Source organism: Paenibacillus sp. FSL H7-0737 (assembly GCF_000758545.1).
In the GTDB taxonomy this organism is placed as follows: domain Bacteria; phylum Bacillota; class Bacilli; order Paenibacillales; family Paenibacillaceae; genus Paenibacillus_AQ.
The window spans coordinates 4,542,116-4,558,392 of the sequence record NZ_CP009279.1; the positions used below are offsets into that span (position 1 = coordinate 4,542,116).

The 16,277-nt window shown below is 42.6% G+C and carries 12 protein-coding genes; 5 read left to right on the plus strand and 7 right to left on the minus strand.

Features of this window, described 5'->3' with window-relative positions:
- Positions 1–245 precede the first annotated feature (245 nt).
- From cysI to H70737_RS19960, 5 genes are all read right to left on the minus strand, one after another.
- Complete coding sequence (cysI, locus tag H70737_RS19940) at positions 246–1,970, minus strand: assimilatory sulfite reductase (NADPH) hemoprotein subunit (RefSeq protein ID WP_042189975.1); 1,725 nt, start codon at positions 1,968–1,970, stop codon at positions 246–248.
- A gap of 45 nt (positions 1,971–2,015) precedes the next feature.
- Complete coding sequence (locus H70737_RS19945; protein WP_042194232.1) at positions 2,016–3,878, minus strand: assimilatory sulfite reductase (NADPH) flavoprotein subunit; 1,863 nt, start codon at positions 3,876–3,878, stop codon at positions 2,016–2,018.
- A gap of 267 nt (positions 3,879–4,145) precedes the next feature.
- Positions 4,146–7,403, minus strand: coding sequence for an ATP-binding protein (locus H70737_RS29900; protein WP_156113155.1), 3,258 nt, complete (start codon positions 7,401–7,403; stop codon positions 4,146–4,148).
- Positions 7,390–7,764 carry a response regulator transcription factor gene (locus tag H70737_RS19955; protein WP_042194236.1) on the minus strand — a complete coding sequence of 125 codons (375 nt, stop codon included), beginning with the start codon at positions 7,762–7,764 and terminating at the stop codon, positions 7,390–7,392. The genes H70737_RS29900 and H70737_RS19955 overlap by 14 nt, the downstream gene beginning before the upstream one ends.
- A 21-nt stretch (positions 7,765–7,785) precedes the next feature.
- Positions 7,786–9,417 (minus strand): diguanylate cyclase, encoded by a 1,632-nt coding sequence (locus tag H70737_RS19960; protein WP_042189978.1) that lies wholly within the window; start codon positions 9,415–9,417, stop codon positions 7,786–7,788.
- Between the two features lie 217 nt (positions 9,418–9,634).
- Between H70737_RS19960 and H70737_RS19965 the strand changes: the two genes are divergently transcribed.
- Positions 9,635–9,904, plus strand: coding sequence for an ACT domain-containing protein (locus tag H70737_RS19965; RefSeq protein ID WP_042189980.1), 270 nt, complete (start codon positions 9,635–9,637; stop codon positions 9,902–9,904).
- Between the two features lie 13 nt (positions 9,905–9,917).
- A complete protein-coding gene (locus H70737_RS19970; RefSeq protein ID WP_256716384.1) occupies positions 9,918–11,273 on the plus strand; it encodes a PFL family protein in 1,356 nt (451 codons plus the stop codon).
- Between the two features lie 91 nt (positions 11,274–11,364).
- Here H70737_RS19970 and H70737_RS19975 read toward each other — a convergent pair whose 3' ends face one another.
- Positions 11,365–11,775, minus strand: a complete 411-nt coding sequence (locus H70737_RS19975) for a hypothetical protein (RefSeq protein WP_231573315.1) — start codon at positions 11,773–11,775, stop codon at positions 11,365–11,367.
- 206 nt (positions 11,776–11,981) lie between these two features.
- Between H70737_RS19975 and H70737_RS19980 the strand changes: the two genes are divergently transcribed.
- Both H70737_RS19980 and H70737_RS19985 read left to right on the plus strand, forming a co-directional pair.
- A complete protein-coding gene (locus H70737_RS19980) occupies positions 11,982–13,019 on the plus strand; it encodes a glycosyltransferase family protein (protein ID WP_052404362.1) in 1,038 nt (345 codons plus the stop codon).
- 13 nt (positions 13,020–13,032) lie between these two features.
- Positions 13,033–14,106, plus strand: coding sequence for a glycosyltransferase WbsX family protein (locus H70737_RS19985; protein ID WP_042189986.1), 1,074 nt, complete (start codon positions 13,033–13,035; stop codon positions 14,104–14,106).
- Positions 14,107–14,134: 28 nt separating this feature from the next.
- On the opposite strand, the gene H70737_RS19990 is transcribed toward H70737_RS19985, so the two are convergent.
- Positions 14,135–15,598 (minus strand): MFS transporter, encoded by a 1,464-nt coding sequence (locus H70737_RS19990; protein ID WP_042189988.1) that lies wholly within the window; start codon positions 15,596–15,598, stop codon positions 14,135–14,137.
- A 164-nt stretch (positions 15,599–15,762) separates the two neighbouring features.
- Between H70737_RS19990 and H70737_RS19995 the strand changes: the two genes are divergently transcribed.
- Positions 15,763–16,182, plus strand: a complete 420-nt coding sequence (locus tag H70737_RS19995; RefSeq protein WP_042189990.1) for a MarR family winged helix-turn-helix transcriptional regulator — start codon at positions 15,763–15,765, stop codon at positions 16,180–16,182.
- Positions 16,183–16,277: the final 95 nt, after the last annotated feature.

The following is a 16,277-nucleotide window of genomic DNA, read 5'->3' on the forward strand; positions in this document are numbered from 1 at the left end:
TTCTGTACAGAACACATCACTCTCGGGCAATGGCTCTTCTTTTGTATTTAGTTTCCCCTTTATATTATGAAAGAAAAACACGAGAAATCCAAATCATTAAGCAAAAAAAAATATTTATTCCTGTCTGAAACTAAAAAACTCCCCTTATTCTTATGAAAATGTGGTTAGGGTAAGGCCAACCAACAAAGAGGTGTCCCAGCAGCCATAATGCAGGCTCTGGGACACCCATTTCAGTCTAAATTAGATTAGTCATGAAAATTAAGACCTGACGAAACCACTTTGACATAACCTGCACGGATCACGAAATCTCCAAAATGCTCGCTATGCAGACGTTCTTTTGAATAACGATGAAGAATTGGCTCCAGCGTCTCCAGAATTTCTTTTTCATCTATGTTTTCTTTATACATTTTGTTCAAGCGATCTCCTGTAAACCCTGCTCCCAAGTACATATTATATCTGCCTGGACCTTTACCAATAAACGAGATTTCGCCTAGTGCCGGTCTTGCACACCCATTAGGACAGCCTGTCATCCGGATCACGATTTCCTCATCGCGTAGACCAGCTTCATCAAGGACAAGTTCTAGCTTATCAATCAACGAAGGCAAATAACGTTCTGCTTCAGCCATTGCAAGTCCGCAGGTTGGTAGCGCCACACAAGACATCGAACTGCGTCGTAGCGCAGACAGATGAGCTCCGTCCGTAAGTCCATGCTGTTTAGCCAGCTCAGCCACTTTTCGCTTTTTGGCAGTGGTTACGTTAGCAATCGTTAAATTCTGATTCGGCGTAAGCCGGAAATCCCCGGTATGAATCTTGGCAATTTCCCGCAGTCCAGTCATCAACGTGTACCCTTCTTGGTCATGAATCCGTCCGCTTTGGATATAAAGCGTCAAATTCCATTTTCCATTCGTACCCTTCACCCAGCCATAGCGGTCTCCATTATGGTCGAAATGGTACTCACGTGCCGCCTCAAGCTGCCATCCGAGTCTTTCATGCAGCTCATCGACAAACCATTCCAGACCGTGGCGGTCAATCGTATACTTGAACCGTGCATTTTTGCGGACAGAACGATTTCCATAGTCCCGCTGAATCGTTACTGTCTTCTCCGCTACATCGATTAATTGATCAGGACGGCAAAAACCAATGATACGGCCAAGCTGAGGATACGTGCTGGTATCGCCATGCGTCATTCCCATACCACCGCCTACAGAAACGTTGAACCCTACCAGCTTATCATTCTCAAGAATAGCGATGAAGCCTAGATCCTGCGAGAACACATCTACGTCATTTGAAGGAGGCACCGCAAGACCAATCTTGAATTTACGCGGTAAATATACCGGACCATAGATCGGTTCAACTTCTGCCCGATCTCCTAAACTATCCACTACCTTTTCACCGTCTAGCCAAATTTCATGGTAAGCGGGAGTACGTGGGGATAGATGATCACTAACTTTGCGCGCCCATTCATAGACTTCTGCATGCACCTCAGATTGATAAGGATTCGGATTGCTCATTACGTTACGGTTGACATCCCCACAAGCTGCAAGGGTTGTCATTAGCGTATCATTGATGCTTCGAATGGTTTTTTTTAAGTTCCATTTGAGAACGCCATGCATTTGAAATGCCTGTCTTGTAGTCAGACGTAAGGTTCCGTTACCATACTTCTGTGCCAGATCATCCATCACCAGCCATTGTTCCGGTGTAGCTACACCACCTGGGGCAACTACGCGGAGCATAAACTGGAATGCTGGCTCCAGCTTCTGACGTTCCCGTTCATTGCGCAAATCTCTGTCATCCTGCATATAGCTTCCGTGAAATTTAAGCAGCCGATTATCATCTTCAGGTAGACCACCCGTAATCGGATTGCTTAGTGTCTCAACTAATGCACCCCGCAGATAGTTACTCTCCGATTTAATATGCTCAACATCACTTGGAGGCCCGCCGATCGGCTTAACCTTCTCATTGTTTGCCATTGTTGTTATCTCCCCCCGAAGTCATTCGATAACTCCATCTATCCATTAATAGACATCACGCTGGTAACGCTGCGTCTGTTGCATATCTTCCAGATAAGCCGCTGCCGCTTCAGGGCTCAGTCCGCCCTCACTCTGAATCACCGTAAGCAGTGCAGAATGAACATCATGCGCCATGTACTTCTCGTCACCGCAAACGTAGATATGAGCACCTTCTTGCAGCCATTCATAAACCTCACGACTTTTTTGTAAAATGCGATGTTGTACATATACTTTCTCTTCGGTATCACGTGAGAAGGCGACATCCAGCTTACTTAGAACGCCATCCTTTAGCATTCTCTGCCAATCAGTCTGATACAGGAAATCTGTTACAAAATGCCGATCCCCATAGAACAGCCAAGATTTCCCTTCCGCTCCCAGTTCTCCACGTTCCTCTAGGAAAGAGCGGAATGGTGCAACACCTGTGCCTGGTCCGATCATGATGATCGGCGCATCCGGATTAGTCGGCAGCTTAAAGTTAGGATTATGCTGAATGTAAATAGGCAATGTATCTCCCGGCTCTACTCTTTCTGCGCAATGCACTGAGCAGACACCGTAACGTTCCCTACCGTGAGCCTCATAACGTACAGCTCTGACGGTTAGATGAACCTCATCCGGGTTAGCTTTATAACTGCTGGCGATAGAATATAGGCGTGCAGGAAGCTTCCGCAAAATCGTCACAAAACTGCTGGCTGGACCTTCCCACGGTGAGAAGTCCTGGATCAAATCGAGTAGATCGCGTCCTTGAATATACGCTTTAAGCTCCGAAGCACGGTCTGGAGCTAATAACTCACTCAGCTTGTTTGAAGCAGACAGCTTTGCCGCTTGCTCCAGCAAAGGTCTGGTCAATACAGTGATTTCATAATGATGCAAAAGTGCCTCACGTAAGGCTCCTTCATCACCTTTCTTATTAAACGGAACCTTATCATTAGGATTCCAGCCCATAGTATGAATAATAGCGTCCACCAGTTCAGGATGATTCTCTGGGTAAACTCCCAGTGCATCCCCAGGTTCAAACTGTATATTAGAGCCTTCAAGCGATAGTTCCAAATGGCGAGTCTCCCTGTCCGAACCGCGTCCGTTCAAATTCAGATTCTCCAGTACCTCTGCCTTAAAAGGATTATTACGAGTATATAGAGGTTCTTGTGACTCTGCGTCCTCCGCGGCTTGAACCGCTTTTGCAGCAATGGCTGGAGCATTTAAATTTGCATTTAATGCACCAATTACACCTTCAAACCATTCGGCAACGGAATCGTCATAATCGAGATCACAATCTACACGTGGACTTAGAGGCTTACCACCAAGCTCCTCTAACCTCTGATCGAACTCTTTACCCGTCTGACAGAAAAATTCATAAGAGGTGTCTCCCAGAGCCAGAACTGAAAACCGTAGGTTCTCTAATTGAGGAGCTCTTTTACTGTAAATAAATTCATGAAAAATCCTTGCATTATCAGGTGGTTCACCTTCTCCATGAGTACTCACCAATAGAAGTAGATTCTCAACCTTTTTAAGCGCTGTAGGTTTGAAATTGTTCATCGCGGAGAGTGTGACCTGAAATCCTTGCTCTTCCAGCTTGCGGGACAAGCTCCCCGCAAGTCGCTGGCAATTCCCCGTTTGCGAACCAAATAATATGGTCACTTCCCGTGAGGCTGCTGGTTGGCTCGTTACGGAAGCGCCAACCTCTGTGTTTCCAATCGTATTCGATGGCACTTGAAGTTCAGCACCTGCTGGCGCTGCCGCCGTAGTACGTCCAATCGCGGACAAAAATCCACTAAGCCATATTTGCTGCGTCTCCGTTAAGGTTGGTAGAAGACGATTGAGAAGCTCGACTTGGTTCTCGTTAAAAGGACTGTTCGTTACCTGTAGTTGCAACAATATCCATCTCTCCTAAACATGAAATCTGGTTATGATCCGTGCCTCAATTGAATTTATCTGAGCCTTTTTTAGAACCTCATAAAATCAGGCTATCACAATATTTGTAAACGATCAATGAAGTCATTTTCACCTAAAAATTGTTAATTATTGAAAAAGTATCAATAAAGTACGTAAAAACCGATCAAAACAGTATGATTTGCTCTGTTTTGATCGGTTTCATTATAAAAAATGATACTATTTATAAAATATTGTGATAAATAAAAACTATAAATCCTTCTTACTTTCGGGAAATAATACCTCGCCTACCCCTGTCTTTATCTTCACAATCTCTTCAAGCGTATTTGATAACTCACCTGGCGGATAAGGCTTCGTCAAATACTTCTGTATCACATCATTCAATTGGTTCTTATCTGATTGATCCAGAGCAGAAGAGATAACAATCGGAATATTCTCTGTTCTCGAATCCTCTTTTAGCATTCGGATCAAATCCCAGCCGTCCAGTTCTTCACCAAGCATCAAATCAACCACGATCGCAACAAATGGTGTTTTCAAGGCCTGATCAAAAGCTTGCTGTGGATGATAGTGATGGGTAACACGGAACCCCTTCCCTTTTAGCTCTTCTGATAAAAGCAACGAAAGACTATAATCATCTTCAACAATCATTACATTAGGTTTGAGCTCTTTATCGGCATTCCATTTATTCAGCTCATCTTGCTGCCGGCTTGCTTCTGCATTAAGGATTGGAAGGCTAAACCAAACGGTTGTCCCTTCACCCTCTACCGAATCAATACCGATGGTTCCCTTTTGTTTCTCAATAATTTCTTTACAGATGGCAAGACCGAGACCTGTTCCACCAATTCTTTTGGAGGCGCTGTTGTCCACTCGTCTGAATTTTTGGAATAGCTGTCCGATTTGATCCTTTGGAATGCCCAGACCATTATCCTGGATACGCACAATAATATGATCCGGCTCATTATGCAGCAGTACCTTCACTTCATTGTTAGAGGGTGAGAACTTGATCGCATTACTTAACAAATTTGTTAGAACTTGGACGATCTTATCCTTGTCCACATCTACCTCCGCATTCAGAGCCTCATCCACCAATAGCACATGATGTGTGCTACTAAGTTTATATTGATCGATAACCCCAAGGACAATTTCACTAAGATTTACATGCTCCGTGATATACTGCTGCTTCCCTGACTCCATTCTCTGCAGATCCAGAAAATCATTAATAAGCTCAGTCAACCGCTTCGCTTCCTTATGAATCGTCTCCAAATACTTCAGCTGCTTCTCAGGCTTCATGGTTTTGGACAATAGCAGTTCCGTGAATCCTAATACACTCGACAATGGCGTTCTCAGCTCATGACTTACCGTACTGACAAGATCAGATTTCATAAGATCCAGCTCGTACTCCCTAGTGATATCTCTATATACAAACAATGTACCAATTCTAAGCTCCCGACGGAAAACAGGAATCGCATAAACATCAATATGCTTCTTGGATTCCGTTCCAATGGAGTATTGCATACTGCTAGACTCCAGAGCATCCTCAGAGATTGCCTGTTCAAAAAACGACCGAAGTTCATGGTTCTCATTCGAGCGTTCGATGAAATAATCCATCCATTCTTTTCTAGGAGTCAGTGTACCTTCGATCCAGTCATAGTTAACGATGTTGCACAGCGCCTTATTCATCTGAAGCATCACGCCTTCTGTACTCACGAACTGAATGCCTTCGTTTACGTTATTCACGATATCGCGGTTCAGCTTTCGCCCATGTTCAATCTCTTCGTACATGAACAAACGTTCAATCGCCAGAGCTACGCGATTCATCATTCCTTGAACCTCATTAATCTCTTCTTTACTGAAAGAATGTCCAATCCGGGTCCCGCAAAATACAGCTAGAATCTCATCTTCTGCATTTACAACAGTGGTATAGAAATCATAACAGTAGACCTCATCCGCAGAAATCCCCTGTTCCGATTGCGTAGCTAGACGCTTAATCAGATAGGTTTTTTCCGTCTTCAAACGATATAACATTTCATTGTTCTCATTATCGAGATAACGCTCTACATTTTCCTGAGGAATCCCTTTAACAGCCGCGATCTTATCTTTTACAAGAAGGAAGAAACTCGAATCAAATGAATACAGGTGATGCATGAACTGAATAAACTTATCTGCAAATTCATGTTTATCTAAGGTGTAAGTAATGTCATGATTCAACTGATTATTAAGCTCAAGCATTTTTTTTGTCTGTTCCGTATTCTTCAGCGTTTCCGCTAGCTCCAGCTGTACACTCTTCATAGAGGTGACATCATACGCGATAAAAATGTACTGATAAATCACACCCTCATTGTTCAGATACGGCACGACAGTCAGATGCATCCAGATTGGCGATCCGTCTTTAGTCAGAATCTGGAGTTCATTGCTCCATACCCCGCCCGTATATAATTTGTTGAAGATCTTCTGCATTTGTTCTCTAGAAATATTATAGAGTTCAAATAACTTATAGGTAAAACCGATAATTTCAGAATTTTTATAGCCGGTATATTTACTTAAATTATCATTCGCGTAGGTAAATACGCCTTTATCTGTAAGGATCCCCACCGCTGAGGATTGATCGAGTGCCTTCATCATACTCTCTATTTCACTAAGCGAACGTTGCAGTCTATACTGCTGATCCTGAAGTTCATCTTGCTGCGCGTGCAGCTCTTCATTCTGCATCATCAATTCTTCTTCTTTGTCCTGAATACTTCTGGCCATATTTAGAAATGCATTATAAAGCCGACCAATCTCATCTTGATGCTTAAGCTTGCCGAGAAGAATTTCCTCACCGGCAGCCAAGGAATGAGTGGCCCCTTCCAGCTTCAAAATAGGATTAATCAAATTCTTAAGAATCCGCCAGATCATAAAGGTAAAGAACAGTAGAATAATCGTGCTAAAAAAGAAGGCGATAAAGGTGAATTCGTTAGCTCGTTTAATATAATCCATAGCCATGGTATTTAATGCTGCATCGGATCGCTGTCTGTACTCTTTCGTATACGTTAGAAAATCATTCACTGATTTAGTAATACCATCTCCGGATAGTACTCTTAAAGCAGCATAATCATCAGCCTCGACAAGCCGAATTGCTTCCGGTAAGGTTTTATTTTTATACTGGACATAAAATGATTTTAAACCATCTCTAAACAAGGCTTCTTCGGCGGATAAATTAAGATTAGAATACGTATCCAGTATTTGATCAAATTTTACTAAGGCTGCATTTAAGAGCTTTAATTCATTCTCGTCCTTAAGCAAAGTGAATCCCCTAGCTCGGAAAAACACCTCATTTAACGTGCTCGCCATCTCGCTGATCGTGTCTGCTTTATACTGCAAACTTTCACGTTCTCTACTTAATTCATCTTGCTCATAGTTTATGAAAATAAAAAAAACAGTTCCCATAAGAAAGATTAAAGAAAACACTAATACAATGATGCGGAAATATTTATTTTTGATGCTGTGATTAGCGTTACTTTTCTTCACCACTCAGGATCCCCTCCACAATCTGCAAGAGTTCCATCGGACTAAATGGTTTCGGCATGAAGTAACGCGCACCTGCTTCAACTGCTCGAATTCGATCTACATCTTGAGCTTTGGCCGTTAACATTAATATAGCTGTACTTTTCTTCTTCTCCTCATCCAGCTGCTGAAGCACTTCAATCCCTGTCATTTCCGGCATCATATAATCCAGAATCACCAAATCATAAGGATCCGTAGACAGCTTAGTTAGAGCTTCCAACCCATTCTCCGCTGTGTGAATCTCAACATTCTCCAAATCTTCCAATGTATCCTCGATTAACATCCGTAATACTTCTTCATCATCCACTACCATTATTTTTTGCATATTCACACAATTCCCTTCATGTTAGAACAAGAATCTATGAGCCAACCGTTCCATTCGGGACAACAGCTCAGGCATATGGACAGGTTTTACTACATAATCATCGGCACCCATCTGCAGGGCATGTACAATATCCGCCTGATTATTTCTCCCTGTCAGCATGATCACTAATATATTCACTTCCGGATACGTCTTGCGAATTCTTTCCAGGACTTCAACGCCATCAAGATCCGGCATCACTCCATCTAGTAGAATGATATATTTCTCATCTATGGAATACCAATCCGATTGCAAGAAATCCAGCCCGTTCGCATAACTGCTGATATTCACCTCAGCAATATCCTCCGGCTCCCAAGTATCAATCTGATGAGTCACTATTTTTCGAATCAACGCATCATCATCCACAACAATTACATTTAGAACCGAATGCTTTTTAGTCGACGATAAATGGTCCGTGTAGAGTGTAGTCTGATTCCTTCCGGCATCTTTGCTGGCATAGAGAGCTTGGTCTGCTTCTTCTACAATTTTATCGGCAATATTCTCAGCTTCTGTTACCTCTGATATCCCACTCGAGAAGGTCACATGAAAGACTTCATTCTTCGCAAAAAAGTCAGTGGCAGCAAATTGCTCCTGAATACGGTTTATTACTGTCAATGCAGAACTCGCATCCGTATTTGGTAGGAACACAGCAAACTCTTCTCCACCGAAGCGGCAAAAGGTATCTTCCATACGAATCGAACCCTTTACAAGCTCAGACAAGGACTGTAATACCTCATCTCCGATTAGATGACCATATGTATCATTAATCTTTTTGAAATAGTCCAGATCAATCAGTGCTAAAGAAAACACCCGTTCCGTGCGCTTAAAATCGCAAATCAGCTGCTTCATCACTTGATTAAAGTGTTTTCGATTAAACGCACCCGTCAATTCATCCACAATGATGGATTCCTGCCACTCCCGCTTTAACTCAAAGCGGTTTTTAATCAAAGCCAGAAATAAATCAATATCTACAGGCTTCGATAAAAAATCCATCACGCCCAGCCTATACGCATGCAGTTGAGTCGCTTTGGAGTACTCCCCACTTATAATGATGATTGGAATACGTTCTTTTTTGGCTTTGCCGATAATTTGATTCAAGACCTCAATTCCGCTGATATCAGGCAAAAGAATATCCAGAAGAATTAGATCCGGTTTGGTTTCATAAAAAATCTTGAGACCCCGTTCAGCGGATAAGGCTATGCTTACATAATAGTTCTGCTTCTCCAATGATTCTTTTAAATAAGCCACTAATTCTACATCATCATCAATAAGCAAAATATCATTATGTGGGAGTGCAACATCATTTCCTTTTTTGTCTAACGGCTTAACTGAACCTAGAGAAACCGATGAATCTTGGTTAAACAGTGGAATAAGCGGATACAAATAATCGCCCCACTCTTCAATAGACCAGCTCTTAAGGCTACTTTCCATGAAATAGGGCAACGTTGCATCGGCAAACTGTTCAACTTCTTGTAACCCCACTGTTCCTGCCGTACCTTTCAAATTATGCAAAAAACGATAAATGTCCTTCTCGTTAACTTCCGACAGTTCCGACCATTCCTGGAGGGTTTGTTTGGTCCGCTCTTCAACCATATTTTTATATTTTTGTGTAGTCATATTTACTCCTTCAGAGTATCGTATCAATCTCTCACTTCATCATATTTTTCATATACTGTCAATCGAATTTTCTTTAAATTCATAGGACTTTATATAAAAATGATCAAACGGACAAAAAACCTTTGGTTGAAGCTTGCTTCAGCATTTGTAATAATGATTGGAATGGTTCATTCCGTTTACACGGCGTAATCACCATATACAAAGGGAGGCTGTATTTATGAAGGGGATTATTACTGTATTAGGAAAAGACAAAGTAGGGATTATTGCCAAGGTATGTACATATCTTGCCGAGCACAATTTGAACATTCTGGATATTTCTCAGACGATTGTACAAGATTATTTTAACATGATGATGATTGTAGACATTTCTGGCGCGACTAAAGCATTTGAGGATATTGTTGAAGATTTACATTTGATCGGAGAAGCGATCGGCGTGGAAATCAAGCTTCAGCATGAGGATATTTTTAATATTATGCACCGCATTTAGGAGGATGACCATGATATCACTGGTGGAAGTACAAGAAACGAATAAGATGATCCGTGAAATGAATCTGGATGTACGTACTATAACGATGGGGATCAGCCTCATGGATTGTGCACATACAGATATGAGAACTTTTAACCAAAACGTATACGACAAAATCACTAGATCCGCCGAGAAGCTCGTCAAAACAGGTGAAGATCTGGAAAGACAATTCGGTGTACCCATTGTTAATAAACGGATTTCTGTGACTCCTATTGCTATTGCTGCTGGCGCCGTAAAGACGGATACGTATGTGCCTGTAGCGGAAATTTTGGACAAGGCTGCCAAAGAAGTCGGCGTTAACTTTATTGGCGGCTTCTCTGCGCTTGTGCAAAAAGGGTGCACCAAAGGTGATCGTATTCTAATCGACAGTATCCCAGAAGCACTTGCAGTCACTGAAAGAGTTTGTTCTTCCGTCAACGTCGGCTCCTCCAGAAGTGGAATCAATATGGATGCTGTGAAATTAATGGGTGATATCATTATTCAAACTGCAGAACGCACCAAGGATCGGGATTCCATCGGCTGTGCTAAGCTGGTTGTCTTCTGTAATGCTGTCGAGGACAATCCTTTTATGGCTGGAGCCTTTCATGGGGTCGGTGAACGGGAATGTGTCATCAACGTTGGCGTCAGTGGCCCGGGTGTAATCAAGCGTGCATTAGAGGAAGTAAAAGGTCAGGACTTCGAAACCCTGTGTGAAACGATCAAACGAACTGCGTTTAAAGTTACGCGTGTGGGACAACTAGTTGCGCAGGAAGCATCGAAACGGATGAACGTGCCTTTTGGGATTATCGATTTATCTCTGGCTCCAACACCAGAAATTGGGGATTCCATTGCGGAGATCTTTCAAGTCATGGGTCTGGAAGAAGCTGGCGCACCAGGAACAACAGCAGCTCTGGCGATTCTAAATGACAATGTTAAAAAAGGTGGCGTGATGGCCTCCTCCTATGTTGGCGGACTCAGTGGAGCCTTTATTCCAGTTAGTGAAGATCACGGAATGATTCAAGCCGTACAACGTGGTGCTCTTACACTTGAGAAGCTAGAAGCCATGACCTGTGTATGTTCTGTGGGACTGGACATGATTGCTATTCCGGGAAGTACCACCAAAGAGACGATCTCTGGCATCATCGCCGATGAAGCTGCTATCGGAATGGTCAACAACAAAACAACCGCTGTTCGCGTCATTCCTGTCATTGGTAAGGATGTAGGCGAAATTGTAGAATTTGGCGGCCTACTTGGATATGCGCCTGTCATGGCTGTTAACGGCTTCAATTGTGCCAACTTTATCAACCGAGGCGGACGAATTCCTGCTCCAATTCACAGCTTTAAGAACTAATAGAAACCTCAAACAGCAAGTCCCTATTTGTACCTAGGCGACTTGCTGTTTTTTTATTGTTCAGAGCTTGAAGATGTTAATGTTATCAGATTTAAGCTCTCTGGATCCCAATATTAGGTGTTCCCCCGGTCAAATCGATAAATAATACATAGTCATTTCCATCCGTGCCCTTCAGCACGAGTCCTGTCTGACTTGAAACTCCCACAGCGAAATATCTGACTTGCTGAAGGCTCGTAGGTGCTGAAACTGGTGACAATGCCTGATTCACCGCGATCAAACGGGTCGCAGTTTTGATGGTGCCTGCACCGCTAATCTCACCGGTAACCCCCAAATGACCGAGCAGGGACTGACTGCCGTTCACCTGAAGGCTTCCCATAATAGTCTGACTACCATTTAATTGCAAGTTTGAATCGATAGTCTCATTCCCGTTGACATGCAGATCATTTTGAATGGTCTGACTTCCTGTAACAAGAATATTATCGAAGGTTGGCAAGACGATCATCCCTTTCAGGTTTTATAGTATATCTTATGTTAGACAAGACAATCCGGTCATAGATAGATATACATCTTTTACTAAATCCGCTTTTTCCTTCAAGATTCAGATTAATGGTCTTATACCTAAAGTCAAATGAACCCCCTACACATATAATGATTAGCAAGACTAGGTGCTAGAGCGAACGACTGGCTCCAATGAATACAGGAGGAATTATGAAGAAGACAGCTACTAGGCTCACTCCTCAAAGGATCTCAACTCACGAAGTCTCCATCAGCCAAGTTCATCAATCGCAACACCATAATCTCATTCTCGAGAACTCTTACAGAGCGGAAACCATAATACGGGAACTAAAGCAATTAAGAGTATTGCTTCTGGTCCCCTCAGAGATAAGTGATAAAATGCCTAATGTACGACTTTTTAAAGATCAGCTAAGGCATCTGGTCAAAGAAGTGCTTGCCATTAAGTTACATCATAATCTAGAAGAATATTTAGCCCAGTATCAGCCTGATATGATACTAGCCTTGGGATCAGAATCCCTGTTCCCTGAGGAGAATATTCCTGCCCTCAAAGCTTATAACGCTCCTAAGGCTGTATGGATGGCAGACGCGACCTGCCTTACCCGAACAGAACGTAATCTAGCGCTGTTATTCGATTATATTTTCACACAGAACATAGCTAATCTAATCTATTATCAAGGTTTACGTGAGAAACATTCGTGCTACCTCCCTTATGCTCCAGATACAGAACTCTATTATCCAAGACGTGTCGAGAACCGTTACCACAGTGACGTACTCATTCTCGGCCATTTTCAAATGAATAGTGTTCTGGACACCCTAGCTCATTCAGAACTACTTCATGGCCTCAAGATATTGACCATTGGTAGCGGGTGGGAGCCCACCAAAAATTTCATAGACATCACCTACGATAAAGCAGAAATATCTAACTATTATAATGGAGCAAGGATCATCATCAATTGCACAGGATCTGTGCAGCAAATTATGGAGGTCGCTGCTTGCGGTGTATTTCAGTTCGTGGAAGATCATCCCCATTTTCAAAGTTACCCCATCACAGAAGAAGGCCTTATTCGTTTCCAGAACTTTAAAGAGCTCTCTGAGAGCTTCAAGTACTATATTGCTCATAGTGATGCAAGGAGAAGTTCGGCCTCTCTTGCTCTAAAGGAAGTGAAGTACAATCATTCTTATCTTCAGCAGGGAAAGCTGCTTCTCAAAAAAATATTCACGGAACCATAGGGGGTGACTTGACTTGAAATGCATCGCTTTTGTATTGCCTCAGTTTCATCAGATAGCAGAGAACGATTCCTGGTGGGGAGAGGGATTTACAGAATGGACAAATGTCAGGAAGGCTACAGCCCTTTATCCTGGACATGATCAACCGAAAAAACCGTTAAATAATAACTACTACGATTTAACGGACCCTAATGTGAAACAATGGCAGGCAGAAACTGCAAAAGCTCATGGCATTTACGGTTTTTGTTATTATCACTATTGGTTCAATGGCAGGCGACTTCTGGAACAACCGGTTCAGCAGATTCTTGCCAGCAAAGAGCCTGACTTCCCCTTTTGTCTGTCTTGGGCTAACGAACCTTGGACACGAAGCTGGGATGGCACTGAAGAAGATGTCTTGATGCCACAAGAATATGGAGAAGAACGGGATTGGCGAATGCATTTTTATGCTTTGTTGGAGGTCTTCAAAGATGAACGATATATTTGCGTAGACGGCAAACCAGTATTCATTATCTATAGATCCTCCAGCATCCCTCGGTGTGATGAGATGCTTCAATGTTGGCGTGATTTGGCTCAGCAAAACGGACTTAAGGGCCTTCATCTTGTCCGGACACTGGGCGGATTCCCCCTATATACAGAGCACGGGTTCGACGCCAGTCTAGAATTCGAGCCTCACTACACATTCGCACATGGCGGTGTAAAGCACTTATGGAGTTCCAAGCAGGTGGAGGATCAAAAGCATATTGTCATTGATTACGATGAATTATGGGAATCTATGTTAGAACGGACACCTCATAGGGATGGGGAAATTATATATCCGGGAGCATTTGTTAACTGGGATAATACACCACGCAAAGGTGCTGCCGGACAAAGTACTTTAGGTGCAAATCCTCACAAATTCGGTCAATACCTGTCACGACAAATTGAGAGGACCAAGAAGATGTTCAAAAGTGATTTTATTTATATTAACGCTTGGAACGAATGGGCTGAGGGTGCCTATTTAGAACCGGATGATCATTATCGGTATCAATACTTGCAAGCCATTAAGAAAGCCCTTCAATATCATCACAAAGAAGATCCTTCCACGCCGTAGCGTCAGAAGGATCTTCTTCTTTTACTCCTTATGGTCTTTCCGAAGTCTGCACTCTGGCGCTTCTTGCACTAATCATTCTCCAACCCGTTAGCAGTGCAGCCACAAAGCATATGGATGCCGAAGTCATGAACACTACATGCATCCCACTGATAAATAACTCTGGTCGGCCTGGAACTAGACCTGTTACCCGATAACCAGCTTCACTGCTCATCACATGAAAGAGAATCGTCGTAGCTATCGTAATACCGACGACCATCCCCACATTACGAACAAGCGAGTTGACGCTGCCCGCAGAACCAAGCTGAGTTCTAGGCACCTTTGACATCACAAGCGAATTATTTGGCGACTGAAACAGACCACTCCCTATTCCTAACATAGCGATCCACACGCCTACCAGCACAACAGAGCTTCCTTCATGAAGCTCAGCTAATCCAAACTGAGCAATAACCATAACTACCAGCCCTGCAAAAGTTAGGAATTCAGACCCGATTTTATCCGATAAAGCACCGCTTATTGGTGCTACGACTACCATACATATCGGTAATAACATCAACAGGAATCCCGCTTCAAAGGGCGATAGATTCAGCATATTCTGTGCATAAAACGGCGCGATGATATTAAAGCAGAAGTTCGCTGTAAACACGAGAAACCCACATAAAATACTTAATGAAAACAACGGATTCTTAAATAATGACAATTGCAGTAGCGGTTCTTTCCGGCGAAGCTCCGTCCATAAGAAAGCAATGAAGCTGACTATAGCTACGATTAAAGACGTCACAATTAAGCTATCCCCATAACCGAGCTGCTGTCCCAATAATAGCCCTGCGAACAAACTTATGATAAAAATAGCGAAGAGTAAACTACCTGGAACGTCTATTGTAGATTTCGTCCTAGTTAAATCCTTAGGCAGTACCTTCCAGCCTAACAGGATAGCGATCACTCCAATAGGAATGTTCACCCAAAAAATATACTCCCAGCCTAATGTCGAAACCATAATCCCACCTAAGCTAGGGCCAGCTATACTTCCCAGAGACACGAATGTACCTATGAAACCAAGCGCTTTCCCCCGCTCATTGGCAGGAAAGATATCCGTAACGATTCCCTGGCTGTTCGCCATTGTCATCGAAGCTCCGATAGCCTGAATGACACGCGAAGCAAGTAAAGCAGGTAAACTTATACTAAATCCACACAGCATAGAACCAATAACAAAAACTATCGTACCAATCTTAAAGATTCGAATCTTCCCGACAATATCTCCAAGCTTCCCGAAGAAAAGAATCGCAGCACAAATTGCCATCAAATATCCTGTGGTTACCCATTCGATTTGTGCCATAGGCAGCTTCAATTGTTTCGATAATTCTGGCAGAGCGATGTTGACAATACTACCATCAAGTGTGGACATGAAGGTGAAAATATTCAGAACAATTAAAATCATCCAGCGTTTCTTCTGAATTTCCTTGTCTTCCTGATAGGTTGCGCTAATAGAACTCATAAACTAACACCTCATTGAATATAAAATCAACGTTTAGTTGCGCACGCAACAAAACTCACTTACCCAGTGTACATCAATTTAGTTGCGCGCGCAACGACTTTATTGTACACTTTGTCTCAGAGTAGCAAATACGCGAACTATAAACCCAAAGAGGTGTCTATATCTTGGAAAAAGAGCCTATAGGAAAGTTGATTTCCTATTTTCATCGTCAAAATCAAAAGCAATTGGTAAAAAAATTCATGCCCTATGGAATAGGTAGTGGTGGGCAACATAGTTTTCTAAAACTGATTACTTCCAGACCAGGGATTACACAAGATCAACTAACTTCTGAACTAAAATTCGATAAAGCCACCACCGCACGCTCCGTGAAGCAATTAGAGAATTCGGGTTATATTGAACGTAAACCAGATCCTAATGATCGACGCTCTCAACTACTATATCCAACGCCTAAAGCAATCGATTTCTCGCCAATTCTTCAGTCTATTTTAGATGATTATAACAAGAACCTAGTTGGTAAATTAACCAGCGAGGAAGTAGAGCAGCTTCGCTACTTACTTCAAAAAATCAGCACTGACGAAGAATAGGACAAAAAAAGAAACTGTCTCAAAAGTAGTAAAGGCTACTTAAAGGACAGCTTCTTTTTTTTGAGAATTATTAGGGAAATCCTCCCTAAAAATCA